Here is a 20,106-nt window from a genome sequence, read left to right as displayed (position 1 = left end):
TCACACCTCGGTCAGGCGGGACTTCTGCACCTTGCCCATCGCGTTGCGGGGCAGCGCGCCGACCAGCCGTACCTGCCGGGGGCGTTTGTGCGCGGACAGGTGCCGCGCCACGAAGTCGATCAGCTCCGTCTCGGCCACTCCGTCGCCCACCACGTACGCGGTCACCTGCTGGCCCAGGTCGGGGTGGGGCGTGCCGACCACCGCGGCCTCCCGGACACCCGGGTGGGCCAGGAGGGCGTCCTCGGCCACCCCTGCCGGGCGTGCCGTCGGGTATGTGTCATCGTGGTCGGCGGCGAGGGAGGGTGGCATGTCGGGTCCGTTGCGCGGGGTGCTGGTCGCCGACTTCTCCCGGATCCTCGCCGGGCCGTACGCGACGATGCTCCTGGCCGACCTCGGCGCGGACGTGGTCAAGGTGGAGGCGCCCGGCGGTGACGACACCCGCGGCTGGCGGCCCCCGGTGCGCGACGACGTGGCCACCTACTACCTGGCGGTCAACCGCAACAAGCGCTCGCTGGTGCTCGACCTGACCGATCCCGGCGACCTGACGCTGGCCCACCGGTTGGCCGACCGGGCCGACGTGCTGATCCAGAACTTCCGTCCGGGCGCGCTGCGCCGCTTCGGCCTCGACCACGGCACGGTCACCGCCCGCAACGCCCGCCTGGTGTACGCCTCGATCAGCGGCTTCGGCGACGCCGGGGGCGCCGACCTGCCGGGGTACGACCTCATGGTGCAGGCCGCCGCCGGGCTGATGAGCCTCACCGGGGACGCGGACGGCCCGCCCTACAAGGCCGGGGTGGCGGTGTTCGACGTGATCGCCGGGCTGCACGCGGCGGTCGGGATCCTGGCCGCGCTGCGGCACCGGGAGGAGACCGGTCGCGGGCAGCACGTCACCGTGGACCTGCTCTCCTCGGCACTGTCCGGGCTGGTCAACCACGCCAGCGCGTACGTCGCGGGTGCGGCGGCGCCGCACCGGATGGGCAACGCGCACCCGAGCATCGTGCCGTACGAGCCGCTGCCCACCGCCGACGGCGAGCTGGTGGTGATCGCCGGGAACGACGGCCAGTTCCGTACCCTCTGCGGGGTGCTCGGCGTGCCGGAGCTGGCCGGCGACGCGCGGTTCCGCGGCAACGCCGACCGGGTCGCGCACCGCGACGAGCTGCGGCCGCTGCTGGTGGCGGCGCTGTCCCGGCGCGGCAGCGCGGACTGGTTCGCCGAGCTGCGTGCCGCGGGCGTGCCGTGCAGCCCGATCAACTCGGTGGCCGAGGGGGTGGCGCTGGCTCAAGGGCTCGGCCTGGAGCCGGTGGTGACGACCGGCGGGGTACCGGGGATCCGGAATCCGATCGGCCTGTCTGGGGCGCCACCTCGCTACGACCTGCCGCCGCCGGAGCTGGACGAGCACGGCGCCGAACTGCGCGCCTGGCTCGCGGCGGGGTGACCAGCCCGGCCGCCGTCAGAGCGTCTCGACCAGCCGGAAGCGTTCCAGCACGGCCGGGGTGTCGTCGTCCACTGTGAACGCGGGGTCGCCGAGCCAGCCGCGGTAGTCGTCGCCGTGCCAGAACCGTTCGTGGCCGGCGCGCCAGGCGGCGACCGTCTCGAACCCCTCGCCCTCGTCCCGGGCGTGGTCGAGGTCGACGTCGCCGAGGCGGGCGACGCGGACCTCGACCAGCTCGATCACCGCCACCGGCCGGCCGTCGGAGTCGATCACCGCCGAGCGGGTGCCGACGGCCGGTAGCGGCTCACCGTCGATCTCGTAGTCCTGGAGCAGGCCGGTGGTGGTGGTCTTGCTCCCGTCGAGCACCGCGGCGACGAGCTGGTCGCGCAGCGGGCCGGGGAAGGCGAACTCGAAGGTGGGCAGCTCGGCGTCCATGCGCGGCAGCGTAGCGGTCAGCGGCGGCGCAGCGCCGGGTCGAGCAGGGCGGGCGGGGTGTCGTGCTTCTCCTGCGGGGCCAGGTCGACGCCGGGGGCGACGATCGCGTCGATCGCGTCCAGGACGTCGGCGTCCAGGACGGTGCCCGCGGCGGCGAGCTGGCTGTGCAGGTGTTCCGGCGTGCGCGGACCGATGATCGCGCTGGTCACGGCGGGGTGCGCGGTGACGAAGCCGAGTGCGAGCTGGATCAGCGTGAGTCCTGCTTCGTCGGCGACATCGGCCAGTCTTTCCACCGCGTCGAGCCGAACCTGGTTGGCCGGGACCGTGGGGTCGAAGCGATGCGGCATGAACGTGGACCGGTGGGTGGTGATCTCGCGGCCGGCCCGGATCGCCCCGGAGAGCCAGCCCGAGGCGAGCGGGCTCCAGACCAGGACGCCGAGCCCGTAGTGCTGTGTGACCGGCAGGACGTGTGCCTCGATGCCGCGTTGCAGGATCGAGTAGCTGGGCTGCTCGGTGACGTACCGGCCGAGGTGGTGCTCGCGGGCCGCCCACTGCGCCTCGACCAGCCGGTGGGCCGGGTAGGTGGAGGTGCCGAAGTACCGGATCTTGCCGGCCTGCCGCAGGTCGGTCAGCGCCGACAGCGTCTCCTCGTCGCTGGTGGCCGGATCCCAGCGGTGGATCTGGTAGAGGTCCACGTGGTCGACGCCGAGCCGGCGCAGGCTGTCCTCCAGGGCGGTGACCAGCCAGCGCCGGGAGCCGCCCCGGCGGTTGCGCTCCTCGCCCATGGGCAGGGCGGCCTTCGTCGCCAGCACCACGTCGTCGCGGCGGCCGGCGATCGCCCGGCCGACCATCTCCTCGGAGATCCCGTTGCCGTAGGCGTCGGCGGTGTCGATCAGGTTGATCCCGGCGTCGAGTGCGGCCCCGACGAGCGCGGTGGCCTCGTCCTGGGTGGTGCGCCCGATCGGGCCGAGGTTCATGGCGCCCAGCGCGAGCGTGCTGACCTGTACGCCGGTGCGGCCCAGGGTGCGGTACTGCATGGGGTGTCCCTCCGGTGGCCGCGACGGGCGCGGCCTGACTCGGTGATCTCTCGTCCCGCCTGGCATGATGGCCATGCGGAACATTGCTCCGGTAACGATACGGAACGCTGTTCCGTTTGACAACCGCAGTCCAGGAGAGGACGCCGAACGTGACCGACACCACCGGGCCGGGCCGACGCCGGGCCGACGCGCGGCGCAACCAGCGCTCGCTGCTCGACGCCGCCGCCGCGGTGTTCGTCGCCTCCGGCGTCGAGGCCCCGGTACGCGACATCGCCGCCGCCGCAGGCGTCGGCGTGGGTACGGTCTACCGGCACTTCCCGACCCGCGCCGACCTCGTGGTCGCGGTTTACCGGCACCAGGTCGAGGCATGCGCCGAAGCCGGCCCGGTCTGCCTGGCGCAGGCGCCCACCCCGTACGCCGCGCTGACCCGGTGGATCGACCAGTTCGTCGACCTGCTGGTCACCAAGCACGGGCTCGCCGCGGCGCTGCGCGCGGACAGCGGGCAGTTCGACGCGCTGCACGGCTACTTCGTCGACCGGCTGGTACCGGTCTGCGCCGCTCTGCTGGACGCCGCGGCCGAGGCCGGCGAGACCCGCCGGGACGTCGACGCGTACCAGCTGCTGCGCGGCGTCGGGAACCTCTGCATCGGCGCGGACAGCGATCCCCGCTACGACGCGCGCCGCCTGGTCGGCCTGCTGCTCGCCGGCCTGCGGTACCGGGACTGACCGCCTGCTCAGCCGGCGGGCGGCAGCCGCCGGTCGAGCCAGTCCAGCAGCACCCGCTCGTACTGCGGGCTGACGCTGTCCAGATCCTCGCCCTCGCCGAGCGTGGGGGCGTGGTCGCAGCCGGCCAGCCGGGCCACCGTCAGCTCGGCGTCGCGCGCCGCCCGCCGCCACACCGCGAGGCTGTCCTCGATCGGGATCCACGCGTCGGTCTCGCCGTAGCAGAGCAGCACCGGGCACGTCAGCCGCGCCAGCACCGGCGCCGGGTCGTAGTCCATGTCGGTCCAGGTGCCGGGCGTCGCGGGCAGTTCGTTCGGCAGGAACGCCAGCGGGAACCACCGGCGGCGGGCCGCCGCGTCGATCGCCGCCTGTGCCTCCGCGCGCGGCACGTCGCCGCGCTGGAATCCCTCGGCGACGCGGCGCAGCTCGGCTAGCTCGGCGAGGTCGGCCGGGCCGTAGCCGTTGCGGCGGAGCTGCTCGGCGGTGCCGTGGCGCATCTGGACCGCGGGGCTCACCGCGCTGCACCCCACCAGCACCAGGAAGTCGACCGGGTGCCGGACGGCGGTCAGGGCCGCCGCCCACGCGCCCTGGCTGAAACCCCACAGCCCCACCGGGACCGCCCCGACGTGCCGGCGCAGCTCGGTGAGCGCGGCCGACGCGTCCTCGGCCTGGTCGGCCAGCGGCACGTCGTGCCCGTCGATCCGAGGGCGGCGGTCGTAGCGCAGCACCGCGATCCCGGCCGGAGGCAGCAGCCGGGCCAGATGGGCGTAGAGGAAGTAGGAGTGCTGCTCGGCGTGCGAGCCGTGCAGCACCACCAGGCCGCCGCGTACCGGCCCGGCCGGCAGGTCGAGGACCGCTGGCAGGCCCGCCGTGCCGACTGTCGTCTCCATGCCGGGCAGTGAACCACGAACCGTCCCGCCCGGTGGTCCCGGCCGCCGTCCGGGACACCCGCGTGCGTACGCTGACCAGGTACGCCGCCGCGACCGTGGAGAACCGCCATGACCAGCCCCGCACCCCGTACCGTCCGGGTCGCCCGTCCCGAAGACGTGGCAGCCCTCGTCGACCTGATCGAGTCGGCGTACCGGGGTGAGCGCAGCCGGCAGGGCTGGACCCACGAGGCGGACCTGCTGGCCGGGCAGCGCACCGACCCGGCGATGGTGACCGCCGCGGTTACCGGCCCGGACGGCGTGGTGCTGGTCGCCGAGCAGGACGGCGACCTGGTGGCCTGCTGCCAGCTGGAGCGCCGCGACGACCACGTCTACTTCGGGATGTTCGCTGTCGCGCCCGGCCGGCAGGGCGGCGGCGTGGGCCGGGATCTGCTGGCCGAGGCCGAGCGCTACGCGGCCGAGCAGTGGCACGCCGGTGAGATGCGGATGACCGTGATCGTCCAGCGCGACGACCTGATCGGCTGGTACGAGCGGCGCGGTTACGTCCGCACCGGCGAGCTGAGCCCGTTCCCGTACGGCGACGAGCGGTTCGGCGTGCCGCTGCGGGCGGACCTGGCGTTCGAGACGCTGCGCAAGAAGCTCGGCTGACTCAGCCGGGCCGGTCGACCAGCGCGACCAGTTTCTTCGGGGCCAGCACGCAGTAGCTCTCGGTGAGCAGTTCGGCGACCTCGGTCCAGTCGGTGTCCGCGTCCAGCCGCAGGCCGACCACGTCGGCGGCCCAGTCCGGCTTGAAGAAGTGCGGCCCGGCCGCGAGCAGCCCGGCGATCTCGTCGCCGGGGGAGCGGAACGTCATCACGCAGACCGGCTCGTCGGTCGCCGCGGCCCGTGCGTACGCCGCCTGGTGGCCCGGGTCGACGGTGAGCACGTGGGCGAACGTGCGGCCGCGGACGCGCCACCGGACGCCCACCCAGGCCGCCTCCTCGTAGGTCTCCGGCAGGCCGAGGCAGACCGGCCGCAGGCGGTCGAGGTGCTCGGGCGGGACATCTCCGGGGCCGGTCATGCGCGCAGGCTAGCCGCACCCCCCGACATTCCGGCCGCACCGGCGTGGCGGCGCCGACGCTGCCCGCCCGACCGGGAAATGTCGTAGCCGGGGAGTACGACAGCGATGAGTTTCGGTGAGCCGCACGGTCATTGCGGGGAGAACCCCTCGGACGAGAGGACGAGACATGAGCGGCGTACGAGTACTGGTCGGCACGCGCAAGGGCGCGTTCATCCTGACCTCGGACGGCAAGCGCGACGACTGGACCGTCGACGGGCCGCACTTCGGCGGCTGGGAGATCTACCACCTGACAGGTTCGCCTGTCGAACCGGACCGGCTGTACGCGTCCCAGTCCGGCGGCTGGTTCGGGCAGCTGATCCAGCGCTCGGACGACGGCGGCCGGACCTGGACGACGGTCGGCAACGACTTCGCCTACAGCGGCGAGGTGGGGCAGCACCTCTGGTACGACGGCACTCCGCGGCCGTGGGAGTTCAAGCGGATCTGGCACCTGGAGCCCTCCCGCCACGACCCCGACACCGTGTACGCGGGCGGCGAGGACGCCGCCCTCTACCTGTCCACCGACGGCGGCCAGAAGTGGTCCGAGCTGACCGCCCTGCGACAGCACCCGACCGGCCCGTCCTGGCAGCCCGGCGCGGGCGGGATGTGCCTGCACACGATCCTGCTCGACCCGGCCGACCGGGACCGGATCTACGTCGCGATCTCGGCGGCGGGCGCGTTCCGCAGCGACGACGCCGGCGCGAGCTGGCTGCCGATCAACAAGGGGCTGCGCTCGGGCGAGATCCCGGACGAGGACTCGGAGGTCGGGCACTGCGTGCACCGGCTAGCCCAGCATCCGTCCCGGCCGGACACGCTGTTCATGCAGAAGCACTGGGACGTCATGCGCACCGACGACGCCGGCGCGAACTGGCGGGAGGTCAGCGGCGACCTGCCGACGGACTTCGGCTTCCCGATCGCGGTGCACGCGCACGAGCCGGAGACGGTCTACGTGGTGCCGATCACCAGCGACTCGCTGCACTACCCGCCGGAGGGCAAGCTGCGCGTCTACCGCAGCCGTACCGGCGGTGAGCACTGGGAACCGCTGACCGAAGGGCTGCCGCAGTCGCACTGCTACGTCAACGTGCTGCGCGACGCGATGGCCGTCGACACGCTCGACCCGTGCGGCGTCTACTTCGGCACCACGGGCGGTCAGGTCTACCACTCGGCCGACGGCGGCGACACGTGGGCGCCGATCGTGCGGGACCTGCCGGGCGTGCTCTCGGTCGAGGTCCAGGTGCTGCCGTGATCCGGGTGGTGCTGCCGGCGCACCTGAAGAACCTGGCGCACGTCACCGGCGAGGTCCGCGTCGAGGTGGCCGGGCCGCCCACCCAGCGGGAGGTACTCGACGCGCTGGAGACCGCGTACCCGATGCTGCTCGGCACGATCCGCGACCGGCACAGCGGGAAGCGCCGGCCGTTCGTCCGCTTCTACGCCTGCGAGCTGGACCTCTCCAACGAGTCCCCGGACGAGCCGTTGCCGGAGGAGGTGGTCGCCGGCAAGGAGCCGTTCATCGTGCTCGGCGCGATGGCGGGCGGTTGAGCGGCACGGCCGGTGGTTGAACGGCACGGCCGGGAACCGTGCTCGTCACCGCCACGTCTGACCGGCATGACCCGTCACGGATCCCGGACGTTTGGATGGACGATGGCCGCCGCGCTGGCTCTCGCCGGCTGCACCGCGTCACCGCCGGCCGCCGACCCGCCGCCCACCGGGCGGGTCGTACCGGCCGGCGGGCTGCGGCTGGTGGCTTTCGACGGCTGCGACGAGGCGCTGCGGCAGCTCCGCACGGCCGCGAAGGCGGCGGTCGGCCCGTGGGGTTTCGGCCCGGACGTACGCATGCAGTTCAGCGCGGAACGGGCGGCGGTCGGCGGCGCCGCCAAGGACGCGGCGTCGGCGTCCACGCCCGACTTCTCCGGCACCAACGTGCACGAGGCCGGCGTGGACGAACCGGACCTGGTCAAGACCGACGGGCGGCGGATCGTCACGGTCAGCCGGGGCGTGCTGTCGGTGGTCGATCCGGCGAGCCGCCGCGTGACCGGCCGGCTGGCGCTCGACCGCGATGCCGAGCGGTTCTCCGGCGACGAGGGGAGCCTGCTGCTGCACGGTGACCGGGCGCTCGTGCTGCTGCACGCCGGACGGACCGTCAAGGGCCCCGTACCGGACGGGCAGACGCGCCCGGGCGCGACCCCGCAGGCCCGGCTCGTCCTGGTGGACCTCGCCGGACCGCCCCGGGTGGTGGGGGAGTACCGGATGGACGGTCTCCTGGTCGACGCCCGGCAGTCCGGCGGGACCGCCCGTGTGGTGATCCGGTCCGCGCCCCGGCTCGACTTCCCCTATGCCGCCGGCCGCCGGACCGACGCCCAGCGGATCGCCGCCAACCGGGCGGTCATCGACAAGGCCACGCTCGACGACTGGCTGCCCCGCTACGAGATCCGCGACAGCGTCCGGACCGTCGGCACGGGGCGGGTCGGCTGCGACCGGGTCAACCGTCCGGCCGGATTCTCCGGCGCGTCGATGGTGACGGTGCTCAGCTTCGACCTGGGCGCGGCTGCGCTCGGTGCCGGTGACCCGGTCACCGTGGTCGCCGACGGCGACACCGTCTACAGCAACGGCGCACGCCTCTACGTCGCCAACGACCACCGCTGGCGGATGTGGCGTGGCGGACCGTCCGGGGCACGTGACACCAGCACCGAGATCTACCAGTTCGACACCGCGGCGGGCACGCCACGCTTCGTCGCCGCCGGGTCCGTGCCCGGCTGGCTGATCAACCAGTACGCGCTGTCCGAGTGGGACGGTCACCTCCGGGTGGCGACCACGACGGGTGACACCTGGGGGCGGGGGACGTCCTCGCAGTCCGGCGTCTACGTGCTGCGCGCCGACGGTGCCACGCTGAAGCGGGTCGGCGCGGTGACCGGCCTGGGCAAGGGCGAGCGGATCTTCGCGGTGCGGTTCGTCGGCGGCACCGGGTACGTGGTCACGTTCCGGCAGACCGACCCGCTGTACGGCGTGGACCTGCGCGATCCGGCCGCGCCCCGGGTCACCGGCGAGCTGAAGATCAACGGCTATTCGGCGTACCTGCACCCGGCCGGCGACGGCCGCCTGATCGGGGTCGGGCAGGACGCGACGGACCGGGGACGGGTGACGGGCACCCAGGTGTCGCTGTTCGACGTGGCCGACCCGGCCCGTCCGGCGCGCATCGCCCAGCACCACGTCCCGGGCGGCTGGTCCGAGGCGGAGCACGACCCGCACGCGTTCCTGTACTGGGAGCCCGAGCGCCTGGTGGTGCTCCCGGTGCGGCAGCCGGGCGTGGTCACCGACCGCGCCGACGGCACCAGGCGCCCGCCGTCCGGCGGTGTGCTGGCGCTGCGCATCGGCGACAAGGGCTTCACAGTGGCCGGTGCCGTCGACCACCCGGGCGTCCTGGCCGACGGCGGCGAGTGGGCGCCGATCCGCCGTTCGCTGATGATCGACGGTGTGCTCTGGACGGTCTCCGACGCCGGTCTCAAGGCGACCGCCCTGTCCGGCATGACCACCCTGGGCTGGGTGCCGCTGACCTGACAACGACGGAGGAGGAAACCCGCCACCGGCGGACGGAACCGCCGGCCTGACGTCGACCCGGGGAAAACCCGTCGCGACGGCGGGCGCCGTCCCGGATGATCGGGCCGTGCGCATCCGGCTGCGGCGACTGTGGATCGACGGGCGCGCCTTCACCTGGCGGGCGGAGACCCGCGAGGTACGGGGCGACACGGACTGCCACCGCTGCATCCGGCTCCGGATCTGGGGCGGCGGGAAGACGGGCCAGGCGCTCCAGGCAGATCTGCTGTCGACCACCTGGGGGACGCGCTGGTCGCCCTGTGCCGTCGACGACGCCTACCCGACCTCGGCCGACGTACGCGCCGTCATCGAGTACGCCCTGCGGCACGGATGGCAGCCCGATCGGCGCGGCGGCACGTACCGGCTCGCCGAGCGGGAGCACGCGGCCCGGTTCCGGTTGCCCGGATTCCTGCTCACCGACCGGCTGCGTGGACCGGAGGGCGGTGACCCGACGCGGCGCGTCGTGTCGGCGTGGGCCGCCGCGGACAGCGACTGACCGGACCTCGCCGCGCGCGGTGGGCGCGCGACGAGGTCCGGCACGTCACTGTTCCAGCGCCGCCTCGGCGGCCGCGACCTGCGGTCCCACCCGCAGCGCGTACGCGACGACGCCACCGAGGAGGAACGTCGCGGCGGTGACCGCGGCGATCCGGTTGCCCGGTTCCTGCGCCATCCACAGCGCGACCTGCCGCCACTCCGGTCCGCCCGGTGCGGCCAGGAAAGCCCCCAGCGCGGCCCAGGCGGTCGGCACCTGCCAGGCGGCCCGCGCGCCGGCGAGCGCGGCCCCGAGTCCGACCAGCCCGGTCAGCCCGGCCGTGTTGCGGGCCAGCACGGACAGCGGCCCGAAGTCGGCGCCGAGCATGCGGGCGGCGGCCAGCAGCCCGACCACCGCCGCGCCGTACGCGAGCAGGTGCCCGGCCCGGCGCGGCGCCCAGGACCACGCGGCGGTCCGCTCCAGCGCCGGGTCGGTGCCGGCGAGCGTCGGCCCGAGCGGTGCCACCGCCATCGCGGTGGTGAGCACGGCGAGGCCGGCAGGTACTTCGGGGCGGTCGCTGAAGGCGGACCAGGAGGCGGTCATCACCGCGACGGCGACTGCCGATCCGGCCAGGGCGGCGGGTAGCCGGCGGGACCGCACGTACAGCGGCAGCCAGCGGGTCACGGCGCGGCCCGGCCGGTGAGCGCCGGCATCAGGTCCGGCTCGCACCGCGCGGCCGCGTCCCGCAGCGCGGTGACCCGCCGCAACTGCTCCGGCTCGGGCAGCGCGCGCAGTTGCCGCACCCCGGCCCGGATCTCCTCCTGCTGCTCGTCGGCGTACCGGTATCCGGTCCAGGAGTCCCACAGCCGCACGGTGTCGGTGTCCAGCAGCCAGGCCGCGACGATCGCCGGGGCGATGTCGTCGCCGCTGCGCCCGCAGCCGGACCACCGGGTGCCGCCGCCCATGGCGATGCGCTCGGCCACGTCCGCGGCCCGGCCGGTGTCCGGGTCGACCTCCAGGTGGAACTGCACGGTGCCGGGTGTGGGCTTGGGCCGGTGCCACTGCTCGCTGTCGTTGCTGCCGATGGTGTCCAGCCGCAGTTCCACCGCGCGGGTCGGCGCGTTCGGCAGCTTCGCCAGCGCGTGCAGCCCTCGCCGGGCCTCGGTGGTGACCTCGGGCAGCAGGTGCGCGTTGACGGCGGTGACGCACACCTGCGGCGTGCCGTCGGCGCAGACGTAGCGGCGTGCTTCCGCATCGAGCTGCCAGATGCCGGCGGGGCCCGGTACGCCGATCAGCAGGAGACCCGCCACACCACCGGCGAGGCTCGCCGCCGCGCTGGCCCTGGTCAGCCAGGATTTGCCTGCCGCCAGCAGCAGGCCGGCCAGGACCAGCCCGGCGCCCAGCACGAGGCGGCTCAGCAGCAGCCGGTCGGACAGCGTCTCCCACGGGGTGTCCGGCGGCCAGGAGATCATGAGGGACGCGTTCGTCAGCCGGCTGCCCGTACCGCCGAGCATGGCGGTGCCCTCCTGTGCGACCAGACCGGCGGCGGCCAGCAGCGGCGGCAGCAGCGGTGAGGACCACAGCCGGCCGACCGCCACGCCGACCCAGGCCGCGCCCACCAGCACCAGCACGTCGATCAGGGGCCCGGCGAGTCCGCGTACGCCGAGGTGGGCGCCGCCGGAGGCGACCACCGCCGCGCTGGCGGCGAGCACGAGCAGGTGCGCGGCCGCGACGGCGACGCCGAGCGCTGCCATCGCTGGTAGCGCGCGCTGCCAGCGGGGCCGGCCGGTGCTGTTCATCAGTTCCTCGGCGCGGGTACGCCGGTCCCGGCGGCCCAGCACCGCGCCGCCGGCGAGCGCGAGCGGCATCAGGAAGAACACGTCGGAGGCGTGCACGTAGCCCAGCCGCAGCCACTGGCCCTGCCAGAAGCTGTACATGCTGGCGGTGCCGAGGGCGCCGACGGCCAGCAGCAGCACCGCCACGGCCGGCGCGTTGGAGCGGCGCAGTTCGATGCGTACCTGTCGGATCATCAGGCGCTCCGGTGCTGCTTGAGGAGGTACGAGTAGCCGCGCTCGGCGGCGCTGTCGCCGACGCCGCCGGTCTCGCCGTGGCGGATCAGGTCGGCGGGCAGGCCCTGGAACACGCGGGTGCCGTGGTCCATCAGGATGACGTCGGAGCAGGCCGCCACCACGTCCTCCACCAGGTGGGTGGAGACCAGCACGCAGGCGTCCGCGCCGAGTTCCCGGATCAGCTCACGGAACTCGACCCGCTGTTCCGGGTCCAGGCCGACTGTCGGTTCGTCGAGCAGCAGCAGGTCCGGTTCGTTCACGATCGCCTGGGCTATGCCGGCCCGGCGCAGCATGCCGCCGGACAGCGACTTGAGCTTGGCGTCGGCCCGGTCGGTGAGGCGTACCCGGTCGATGGCACGCTGGGCCGCGCCCGGCACCGCCGAGGCGGGCATCTCCCGCAGCCAGGCCACGTACTCGACGTACTCCCGGACGGTGAACCGGGGGTAGTAGCCGAACTGCTGCGGCAGGTAGCCGAGCCGGCGGCGCACCGGCCGCAGCTCACGGGACGCGGTGGCGTCCGCGCCGAGCAGCCGCAGCACGCCGGCGTGCGGCTTGACCACTGTGGCGAGCGCACGCATCAGGGTGCTCTTGCCGGCGCCGTTCGGGCCGAGCAGCCCGTGCACGCCGGCACCGAGCGTCAGGCCCAGGTTGTCGACTGCGAGGTGCCGCCCGGCCTTCACCGACAGTCCCACCGCCTCGATCCGCCAGGCGTGCCGGGTCGGCGCCACCTCGTCGGCGCTCACTGCGCGTACCAATGTCGTCTCCTTCTTCGGGCAGGGTCGGTCGCGGCACCGGACGGGCGCCGTGTCGTGGTGGTGCGGTTTTCGGGGTCAGCGCCAGGCGGCGGGCCGCCGCAGGTGTTCGGCGCGCAGCGTGGTGAGGAGGGTGAGCACGGCGGCGGCCGCCGCCCAGACGGGCATGGTGGCGGGCCGGAGCAGGGCCTCGGTCGCGGCGGCGGCGCGGGCCGCGTCGGCGTCGCCGGTGAACAACACGGCCGCGACCACGGTGAGCCAGCCACCGCCGAGGACGGCGGCGGCCAGCGGCACGCCGACGCGGCTGCCGAGCAGCAGCGTCGCGGCGGTGAACGTCAGGCAGGGCAGCAGCCACAGCGCGGGGTTGCGGCCGACCGCCAGCCCGGCCACCGCGAGCACCGGCGCGACCAGGAGCAGAACCGCGAGGGTACGGCGAAGCAGCAGTTCCAGCCCCGCGCGGGCGGTGCCGGCGACCACCTCCCAGTTCGGGTTGGCGCGGCGGGACCAGGCCACCGCGAGCCCTGCGAGCGGCGCCACAGGTGCCAGCAGCAGCACCGCCGAGGGCTGCTCCGGGTAGTTGCGGTCCAGCAGCACCGCGGCGAGGATCGCCGTGCACGTCATGGCCGCCCACGCCAGCAGCGACCAGTCGGTCCAGCGCAGCCACCACCGTCGCAGCGGGCGCCGGCGCACCGGCTGCGGCCCGGTGCGGGCCTGTTCCAGGATCGCCTCCCGGGCGTCGCCGAGCAGGGCGCGCAGTGGCGGGGCGGCCAGCTCGCCGAGCCGGTCGCGGCACTCGGCGCAACCCTCCAGGTGCACCTCGATCGTCCAGGTGGCGGCGTCGTCGGGGCTGCCCGCCGCGTACGCGGCCAGTGCCGCCGGGGGAACGTGAGCGGTCATGCCAGTGCCTCGCGTAGCGCGTTGCGGGCACGCCGCGCCCGGCTCTTCACGGTGCCCTCGGGCACCCCCAGCAGGACGGAGGTCTCCCGGACGGTCAGCCCGTCCAGGACCATGGCGGCGAGCACCGCCCGCAGCTCCGGTGCGAGGGCGTCCAGCGCGGCGCCCACCTCCGAGCCGAACGACCCGGCGAGCGCCTCGTCCTCGGCGGCCGGCGCGCTGCGGACCGGAAGCACGTCGGTCGGCACCTCCTGCACCCGGGCGCGGCGGCGCAGCGCGTCGACCAGGCGCCGGGCCGCGATGGTCCAGATCCAGCCGGCCGCCGAACCGCCCGGTGCGTCCGGGGAGGGGCGGAGCCCGCTGAACGAGCCGGCGGCCCGCCACACGGTCAGGTACGTGTCCTGGAGGACCTCGGCGACGATGCCGTCGTCGGCGCACCGCCGCCGCAGCCGGATCGCGAGCCACGGCGACGTACGCCGGTACAGCTCGTCGAACGCGTCCAGGTCGGCGCGTGCGACCCGCCGCAGCAGCCGCTCCTCGTCCTGTCGACTTCCTCCCACGCTCAGTTGGTCGTTCACGGCACCTCCGAAGGATCACGGCGCGGCGTGACCTGGGTCACACCGCGCCGTGAGGGGCCGTCTGTCATTCCGCTGCGGCGAACGGTCCCTTCGGGCCGAACGCCAGCGCGGCGAACCGCTCGCCGATGCGGCGGTCGGCGGCCGGGTCGGGGTGCAGCTCGTCGGGCAGCGGCAGTTCGGCGTAGTCGGCCTCGCCGTACAGCTCCAGCCCGTCGAGGTAGTGCAGGTTCGGGTCCGCGCCGGCCCGGGATGCCACGATCCGGGCCAGCTCGGCGCGGATGACGCGCAGCGTGAGCCGGCCGGTGGCCACCTCGGCCGGGTCGCCGGTGGCCCGGAACCGGACCTTCCCGTCGACGAACTCGACCGCGCCCGGGCCGGGCGTGTCCTCCTGGATCGGGCACAGGACCGACGACACGACCAGCAGCGGCGTGTGCGGATGTCCCTCCCGGATGGTGTCCAGGAAGCCGTGCACGGCGGGGCCGAACGCGCGCAGCCGCATCAGGTCGCTGTTCACCACGTTGATGCCGATCTTGACGCTGATCACGTCGGCCGGGGTGTCGCGCATCGCGCGGGCGGTGAACGGGTCGAGCAGCGCGCTACCGCTGAACCCCAGGTTGACCAGCTCCACGCCGGCGAGCGTGGCGGCCACGGCCGGCCAGGTGCCGGTGGGGCTCTCCGCGTCCGAGCCGTGGCTGATCGAGCTGCCGTGGTGCAGCCACACCCGGCGGCCACCCGTGTCGGCCGGCTCGACCGGCGCGTCCGTGCGCAGCGCCACCAGCTCGGTGATCTCCCGGTGCGGCAGCCAGATCACCACCTCCTTGTCGGCGGCGGGCAGGTCGGTGAAGCGCACCGTGCCGACCGGACCCGGCTCGACGCCGGACGTGCCGGCGGCCAGGTCGATCGTGAGCACCTTGCCGCCGTCGGCGGTGGCCTGACCGGCGAGACGGCCGTCGACGACCAGGTCGTAGCGGCCGTCGGGACGCGGCCCGGTGCCCCGGCAGACCATCTTCGTGGGCAGCACGTCCAGCTCCACGACTGTGGCGCGGGTACGGAACACCAGCCGTACGCCCGAGGGCATCGCTTCGGCCATCGTCAGCTGCGGGTCGGTGTTCTGTGCCCGGGCCCACGCGGGCAGCCGGTGCGGCAACACCCCGTCCGCTGTCTGTTCCAGGTCGAGCGCGCCGCGCAGCAGGTCGGTGGTGATCGGGGTGGTGATGTGCGGGGATGGCATGATCCCGATCCTGCCCCCGGATCCCGGGGAGCGGCCACCTGATTTATCCGACAGACCGGACTCGTCACGCTGGGTCAGTCGGTGAGCACCCGCTCCACGTAGCGGGCGATCATGGTGGCGAGGACCCGGTCCGGGTCGGTGGCCCACACCTCGGCGTTGAAGATCTCCACTTCGACGTCACCGGTGTACCCGGCGGCCTCCACCGCGCGGCGCAGCGGCGGGAAGTCGATGTGCCCGTCGCCCATCATGCCGCGGCCCAGCAGCACGTCGGCCGGCAGCGGGGTGAGGAAGTCGCAGACCTGGAAGCTCGCGATCCGTGCCCCGGCGCGGGCGATCTGCCGCCACACGTCCGGATCCCACCAGACGTGGAACGTGTCCACCACGACGCCGACCTGCTCGGCCGGGAACGCCTCGGCCAGGTCGAGCGCCTGCCCGAGCGTGGACAGCACCGCCCGGTCGACGCAGTACATGGGGTGCAGCGGCTCCAGCGCGAGACGTACCCCCCGCTCGCGGGCATACGGCGCAAGCTCGGCCAGCGCGTCGGCGACCCGCTGCCGGGCACCCGCCAGGTCGCGGGAGCCGGGTGGCAGGCCGCCGACGACCAGCACCAGGCAGGCGGCGTCCAGCGCGGCGGCCTCGTCGATCGCGCGCCGGTTGTCGGCGAGCGCCTCGACCCGGCCGGCGTCGTCGGCGGCGGTGAGGAACCCGCCCCGGCACAGCGACGACACCCGCAGCCCGGCATTCGCGACGAGCCGCGCGGCGGCCGGTACGCCGATCTCGGCCACCGGCTCGCGCCACAGCCCGATCGCCGGGATGCCGGCGCGTACGCAGCCGTCGACCGCCTCGGCCACCGACCAGCGCTGCGTGGTGCGCTGGTTGAGCGACAGCCGCGCCAGCCGGGCATCGGCGGTCATCCGGGCACGCCCGCGACGTCCAGGTACGCGCGCATCCGCCGCGCCGCCAGCTCCGGGTCGTGCAGCAGCCCGGCGGCGTCGGCCAGCCGGAACGCCTCGACCAGGTGCGGGACGCCGCGCCCGCCGTGCAGGCCGCCGACCATGGTGAAGCCCGGTTGCCGTCCGTTCAGCCAGGACAGGAACGCGATGCCGGTCTTGTAGTACGGCGTGGGCGGGGCGAACAGGTGCCGGGACAGCGGCACCGTCGGGTCGAGGACGGCACGGAACCCGGCCGGATCGTCCGCGTCGAGCCGTCCCAGCGCGGCCGACGCGGCCGGGGCGATGGCCGCGAACGCTCCGAGCAGCGCGTGGCTGAACCGCTTACCGTCGCCCTCGATCAGCTCCGGGTAGTGGTAGTCGTCGCCGGTGTAGACCTTCACCGCGGGCGGTAGCAGCTCCCGCAGCCGTACCTCCCGGCCGGCGTCCAGCAGCGACACCTTCACCCCGTCGACCAGGTCGGCGTGGGCGTGCACCAGCGCGGCGAACGTGGCGGTGGCCTCGTCCAGGTCGGTCGAGCCCCAGTAGCCGGACAGTGCCGGGTCGAACATGTCGCCGAGCCAGTGCAGCACCACCGGCGTGCCGGCCTCCCGCAGCACCCGTTCGTAGACGCGCAGGTAGTCCTCCGGGCCGGTGGCGAGCGCGGCGAGGTGCCGGCTGGCCATCAGCACCGGCGTGGCGCCGTACTCCTGGACGACGGCGACCTGCTCGGCGTACGCGGCGACGACCTCGTCGAGCGTGCCGGGCACGCCGGTGAGCTGGTCGGTGCCGGCCCCGGCGACGATCCGCCCGCCGCACGCGGCCGCCTCGGCGGCGCTGCGCCGGATCAGCTCGCGGGTGGCCGCCCAGTCCAGCCCCATCCCGCGCTGCGCGGTGTCCATCGCCTCGGCCACACCGAGGCCCCACGACCACAGGTCGCGCCGCACCGCGAGCGTCGCGTCCCAGTCCAGCCCCGCCGGGCGGCCGGGGGAGTTGTCGGCGTACGGGTCGGCGACGACGTGCGCGGCCGCGTACGCGATCCGGGTTGCCGGTGGCCCGGACGGCCGTCGCCACGCGGGGGGTTCCCGCAACGTCAGCCGCTCGGTGCCGCCGCCCGGTGCGGGAAGCGTGATGTGCGTGCTCACCGGGGGATCTCCTCGATCGTCACCCGCCGCCCCTCGCGGGCCGAGCGCAGCCCGGCCTCGGCCAGTTGCACGCCCCGGGCGCCGGCGAGGAAGTCCCACGGGAACGGCTCGTCGTCGACGACGTGGCGCAGGAACGCCTCCCACTGCACCTTGAAGGCGTTGTCGTGCTCGCCGTTGTCCGGCACTGTCTGCCACTGCGCGCGGAACGCCTCGGTGACCGGCAGGTCGGGGTTCCACACCGGCATCGGGGTGGCGCCCCGGTGCTGGATACGGCAGTCGCGCAGCCCGGCCACGGCGCTGCCGTGCGTGCCGTCGACCTGGAACTCGACCAGTTCGTCCCGGTGCACGCGGACCGCCCAGGAGGAGTTGACCTGCGCGACGATGCCACCGGCCAGCTCGAAGATGCCGTACGCGGCGTCGTCGGCGGTGGCCCGGTAGCGGGTGCCGGTCTCGTCGACGCGCTCGGGGATGTGCGTGGCGGTGACAGCGGTGACGGCGGTGACCGGGGCGATGATCTGCTCCAGCACGTAGTGCCAGTGGGGGAACATGTCCAGCGTGATGCCGCCGCCGTCCTCGGCGCGGTAGTTCCAGCTCGGGCGCTGCGCGGCCTGCCAGTCGCCCTCGAACACCCAGTAGCCGAACTCGCCGCGCACGGACAGGATCCGGCCGAAGAAGCCACCGTCCACGAGTCGCTTGAGTTTGCGCAGGCCGGGCAGGAACAGCTTGTCCTGCACGACGCCGTTGCGGACGCCCTTGGCGGCGGCGAGCCGGGCCAGCTCCAGCGAGGCGAGGAACCCCTCGGCGAGCGGCTTCTCGGTGTAGACGTGCTTGCCGGCCTCGATCGCCGCCCGGATCGCCTTCTCCCGCTGGGTGGTCACCTGCGCGTCGAAGTAGATCTGGTGGGCGTCGTCGGCGAGGGCCGCGTCCAGGTCGGTCGTGTACGCCGACAGCCCGTGCCGCCCGGCGATCTCGGCGAGCCGGTTCTCGTCGCGGCCCACGAGTGTCAGCTCGGGCCAGATCCGGCTGCCGTCGCGGGCCGGCACGCCGCCCTGTTCGCGGATGGCGAGCAGGGACCGGACGAGGTGCTGCCGGTAGCCCATCCGGCCGGTGACGCCGTTGAGGATGATGCCGACGGACGTGCGTTCCACTGTGCCTCCCGGCGGTGAATGCGCTTTCAGTAAGCGCTTTCAGGGTGCTACCGTAGCCACGCCGGAACACCGGGTCAAGACGTTCCGCAGGGAGACGCATCGATGTCGCACGTGACGCTGGAAGACGTGGCCAGGGCGGCCGACGTCTCACTGGCCACCGCCTCCCGGGCCCTCAACGGCAGGCGCGTCACCCCGCACCTGCACGACCGCGTCCTGGCCGCCGCCGCACGGCTCGCGTACACCCCGAACGCCCACGCCCGCGCGCTCGCCGGCGCGTCCCGGCGCAGCGTCGGCGTGGTCTGCCACGACGTCACCGACCCCTACTTCGCCGCCGTCGCCGGCGGCGTCATGCGCGTCGCCGCCGACAACGACCTGCTGGTCATGCTGGCCAGCACGTTCCGCGACCCGGAACGCGAGATCGCGTACGTGTCGATGCTGCGCGCCGAACGCGCCCCGGCGATCCTGCTCATCGGCTCCGGCTTCGAGGACCCCCGCTGGGAGCGGGCCATGGCCGCCGAGCTGGCGCCCTACCTCGACGGCGGTGGCCGGGTCGCGGTGGTCAGCCGGCACCGCACCCTGAAGGTCGACAGTGTCCTGCCGGAGAACCGGGCCGGCGCCGCCGAGCTGGCCCGCGCGCTGCTCGGCCTGGGGCACCGCCGCTTCGCGGTGCTCTCCGGCCCGCCCGAGCTGACCACAGTCGCCGACCGGCTCGGCGGGTTCCGCGACGAGCTGGCCGCCGCCGGTGTGGCGCTCGACCCGGGCGCGGTGGCCGAGGCGGCGTTCACCCGCGACGGCGGCTACCGGGCGATGACCGAGCTGCTCGACCGCGGCCTCGACGCCACCTGCGTGTTCGCGTGCACGGACGTGATGGCCGTCGGCGCGTACGCGGCGTTGCGCGACCGCGGGCTGTCGGTGCCCGGCGACGTCTCGGTCGCCGGTTTCGACGACATCCCTGTCGTGCGTGACCTCACCCCGCCGCTGACCACAGTGGCGCTGCCACTGCACCGGCTCGGCGAGGAGGCGATGAAGCTGGCCCTGACCGAGAACGCCGGTCGCCGCCGCCGGATCGTGCGCCTGCCCGGCGAGGTCGTGATGCGGGCCAGCACCGCGCCGGTCGCCTGATCCCGGCCGGTAGGGTGCCGTCATGATCGAGGACGCACCGTGCCGCTGACGAACCCCTGGCTGACCGGTCCGACGCCGACGAGGAAGCTGGACCGGGACCGCCTGGAGGAACGGATCCTCAACCTGCTGTCGTCGCAGAACATGTGCGTGCTCGCCACCGTCGGGCCGGACGGGCCGCTTGCTACGCCGGTGCGCTACTACCCACTCGACTTCACGCTGATGTTCACCGCCGCGCCACGCTCGCCGAAGATGCGCAACATCGCCGCCGATCCGCGGGTGTCGGTCGGCGTCTTCGCGCCGCTGGTCGGCCTGGCCAGCAGCCGTGGCGCGCAGGTGTTCGGCACCGCCCGGGTGCTCGGCCCCGAGCACCCTGACCGGGCCCGCCACTGGGCCGCGTTCCGCTGGGAGAACGAACACGCGGAGCGGGGCCGGTCGCTGTCCGAGCCGCCCGAGGACCCGCTCGTCGTGATCGAGGCCGACCGGATCGTCTACACCGAACACTGGCTGCGCCGCGAGGGCTACGCCCCACGTCAGCACTGGCGTCGCTGACGCCGTTCGCCGTCCTT

Annotated in this window: 22 protein-coding genes and 1 pseudogene; 9 read left to right on the top strand and 14 right to left on the bottom strand. The window is 74.3% G+C overall.

Translation table 11 applies throughout. From position 1 onward, the window contains the following. Positions 1 to 255: pseudogene (locus FHX31_RS15000) on the bottom strand (AMP-binding enzyme); the annotation flags it as partial. A 52-nt stretch (positions 256 to 307) separates the two neighbouring features. On the opposite strand from FHX31_RS15000, the gene FHX31_RS14995 reads away from it, so the two are divergent. Then, positions 308 to 1,435, top strand: a complete 1,128-nt coding sequence (locus tag FHX31_RS14995; protein ID WP_184976567.1) for a CaiB/BaiF CoA transferase family protein — start codon at positions 308 to 310, stop codon at positions 1,433 to 1,435. Between the two features lie 15 nt (positions 1,436 to 1,450). Here the strand turns inward: FHX31_RS14995 and FHX31_RS14990 are convergent, their stop codons facing one another. After that, positions 1,451 to 1,867: an ASCH domain-containing protein gene (locus FHX31_RS14990; protein ID WP_047891926.1), complete on the bottom strand. Its 417-nt coding sequence runs from the start codon at positions 1,865 to 1,867 to the stop codon at positions 1,451 to 1,453. Between the two features lie 17 nt (positions 1,868 to 1,884). Next, positions 1,885 to 2,904: an aldo/keto reductase gene (locus FHX31_RS14985; RefSeq protein ID WP_184976565.1), complete on the bottom strand. Its 1,020-nt coding sequence runs from the start codon at positions 2,902 to 2,904 to the stop codon at positions 1,885 to 1,887. 149 nt (positions 2,905 to 3,053) lie between these two features. Here FHX31_RS14985 and FHX31_RS14980 point away from each other — a divergent pair, with 149 nt between their 5' ends. Continuing rightward, positions 3,054 to 3,629: a TetR/AcrR family transcriptional regulator gene (locus tag FHX31_RS14980; RefSeq protein WP_114920325.1), complete on the top strand. Its 576-nt coding sequence runs from the start codon at positions 3,054 to 3,056 to the stop codon at positions 3,627 to 3,629. Positions 3,630 to 3,637: 8 nt separating this feature from the next. On the opposite strand, the gene FHX31_RS14975 is transcribed toward FHX31_RS14980, so the two are convergent. Continuing rightward, the gene (locus tag FHX31_RS14975; protein WP_184976563.1) at positions 3,638 to 4,516 is read right to left on the bottom strand and encodes an alpha/beta hydrolase family protein; all 879 of its coding nucleotides are present in this window, start codon (positions 4,514 to 4,516) and stop codon (positions 3,638 to 3,640) included. Positions 4,517 to 4,624: 108 nt separating this feature from the next. On the opposite strand from FHX31_RS14975, the gene FHX31_RS14970 reads away from it, so the two are divergent. Continuing rightward, positions 4,625 to 5,161 (top strand): GNAT family N-acetyltransferase, encoded by a 537-nt coding sequence (locus tag FHX31_RS14970; protein ID WP_013286183.1) that lies wholly within the window; start codon positions 4,625 to 4,627, stop codon positions 5,159 to 5,161. A gap of 1 nt (position 5,162) precedes the next feature. Here FHX31_RS14970 and FHX31_RS14965 read toward each other — a convergent pair whose 3' ends face one another. After that, positions 5,163 to 5,573 carry an MmcQ/YjbR family DNA-binding protein gene (locus FHX31_RS14965; protein WP_030272444.1) on the bottom strand — a complete coding sequence of 137 codons (411 nt, stop codon included), beginning with the start codon at positions 5,571 to 5,573 and terminating at the stop codon, positions 5,163 to 5,165. 166 nt (positions 5,574 to 5,739) lie between these two features. Between FHX31_RS14965 and FHX31_RS14960 the strand changes: the two genes are divergently transcribed. From FHX31_RS14960 to FHX31_RS14945, 4 genes are all read left to right on the top strand, one after another. Then, positions 5,740 to 6,855: a WD40/YVTN/BNR-like repeat-containing protein gene (locus FHX31_RS14960; protein ID WP_184976561.1), complete on the top strand. Its 1,116-nt coding sequence runs from the start codon at positions 5,740 to 5,742 to the stop codon at positions 6,853 to 6,855. Continuing rightward, a complete protein-coding gene (locus tag FHX31_RS14955) occupies positions 6,852 to 7,148 on the top strand; it encodes a MoaD/ThiS family protein (RefSeq protein WP_013476902.1) in 297 nt (98 codons plus the stop codon). The genes FHX31_RS14960 and FHX31_RS14955 overlap by 4 nt, the downstream gene beginning before the upstream one ends. A gap of 102 nt (positions 7,149 to 7,250) precedes the next feature. Then, entirely contained in the window at positions 7,251 to 9,164 is a 1,914-nt protein-coding gene (locus tag FHX31_RS14950; protein WP_114920329.1) for a beta-propeller domain-containing protein, read from the top strand. Positions 9,165 to 9,270: 106 nt separating this feature from the next. Further along, positions 9,271 to 9,696, top strand: a complete 426-nt coding sequence (locus FHX31_RS14945) for an integrase (protein ID WP_184976560.1) — start codon at positions 9,271 to 9,273, stop codon at positions 9,694 to 9,696. Positions 9,697 to 9,741: 45 nt separating this feature from the next. Here the strand turns inward: FHX31_RS14945 and FHX31_RS14940 are convergent, their stop codons facing one another. The 9 genes from FHX31_RS14940 to FHX31_RS14900 all read right to left on the bottom strand — a co-directional run bounded on the left by FHX31_RS14940 (position 9,742) and on the right by FHX31_RS14900 (position 18,418). Then, on the bottom strand, positions 9,742 to 10,356 hold the full coding sequence (locus tag FHX31_RS14940; RefSeq protein WP_184976558.1) for a hypothetical protein: 615 nt from the start codon (positions 10,354 to 10,356) through the stop codon (positions 9,742 to 9,744). Further along, positions 10,353 to 11,702 (bottom strand): hypothetical protein, encoded by a 1,350-nt coding sequence (locus tag FHX31_RS14935; RefSeq protein WP_184976556.1) that lies wholly within the window; start codon positions 11,700 to 11,702, stop codon positions 10,353 to 10,355. The genes FHX31_RS14940 and FHX31_RS14935 overlap by 4 nt, the downstream gene beginning before the upstream one ends. Continuing rightward, the gene (locus FHX31_RS14930) at positions 11,702 to 12,496 is read right to left on the bottom strand and encodes an ATP-binding cassette domain-containing protein (protein WP_071095143.1); all 795 of its coding nucleotides are present in this window, start codon (positions 12,494 to 12,496) and stop codon (positions 11,702 to 11,704) included. Before FHX31_RS14930 ends, FHX31_RS14935 begins: the two co-directional genes overlap by 1 nt. A gap of 75 nt (positions 12,497 to 12,571) precedes the next feature. Continuing rightward, the gene (locus FHX31_RS14925) at positions 12,572 to 13,390 is read right to left on the bottom strand and encodes a zf-HC2 domain-containing protein (RefSeq protein ID WP_184976554.1); all 819 of its coding nucleotides are present in this window, start codon (positions 13,388 to 13,390) and stop codon (positions 12,572 to 12,574) included. Further along, a complete protein-coding gene (locus FHX31_RS14920) occupies positions 13,387 to 13,965 on the bottom strand; it encodes an RNA polymerase sigma factor (protein WP_316250259.1) in 579 nt (192 codons plus the stop codon). The genes FHX31_RS14925 and FHX31_RS14920 overlap by 4 nt, the downstream gene beginning before the upstream one ends. A 64-nt stretch (positions 13,966 to 14,029) precedes the next feature. Further along, positions 14,030 to 15,196, bottom strand: a complete 1,167-nt coding sequence (locus FHX31_RS14915) for an SGNH/GDSL hydrolase family protein (protein WP_184976552.1) — start codon at positions 15,194 to 15,196, stop codon at positions 14,030 to 14,032. A gap of 74 nt (positions 15,197 to 15,270) precedes the next feature. After that, complete coding sequence (locus FHX31_RS14910) at positions 15,271 to 16,110, bottom strand: sugar phosphate isomerase/epimerase family protein (RefSeq protein ID WP_184976549.1); 840 nt, start codon at positions 16,108 to 16,110, stop codon at positions 15,271 to 15,273. Beyond that, positions 16,107 to 17,270, bottom strand: coding sequence for a dihydrodipicolinate synthase family protein (locus tag FHX31_RS14905; protein WP_184976547.1), 1,164 nt, complete (start codon positions 17,268 to 17,270; stop codon positions 16,107 to 16,109). The genes FHX31_RS14910 and FHX31_RS14905 overlap by 4 nt, the downstream gene beginning before the upstream one ends. Then, positions 17,267 to 18,418: a Gfo/Idh/MocA family protein gene (locus FHX31_RS14900; RefSeq protein ID WP_013286197.1), complete on the bottom strand. Its 1,152-nt coding sequence runs from the start codon at positions 18,416 to 18,418 to the stop codon at positions 17,267 to 17,269. The genes FHX31_RS14905 and FHX31_RS14900 overlap by 4 nt, the downstream gene beginning before the upstream one ends. A 102-nt stretch (positions 18,419 to 18,520) precedes the next feature. Here FHX31_RS14900 and FHX31_RS14895 point away from each other — a divergent pair, with 102 nt between their 5' ends. Both FHX31_RS14895 and FHX31_RS14890 read left to right on the top strand, forming a co-directional pair. Beyond that, complete coding sequence (locus FHX31_RS14895; protein WP_184976545.1) at positions 18,521 to 19,540, top strand: LacI family DNA-binding transcriptional regulator; 1,020 nt, start codon at positions 18,521 to 18,523, stop codon at positions 19,538 to 19,540. A gap of 39 nt (positions 19,541 to 19,579) precedes the next feature. Beyond that, complete coding sequence (locus tag FHX31_RS14890) at positions 19,580 to 20,089, top strand: pyridoxamine 5'-phosphate oxidase family protein (protein WP_184976543.1); 510 nt, start codon at positions 19,580 to 19,582, stop codon at positions 20,087 to 20,089. The last annotated feature ends 17 nt before the right edge of the window (positions 20,090 to 20,106 follow it).

Source organism: Micromonospora sp. CNZ286, assembly GCF_014207755.1.
This window is presented reverse-complemented; position numbering and strand designations above follow the sequence as displayed.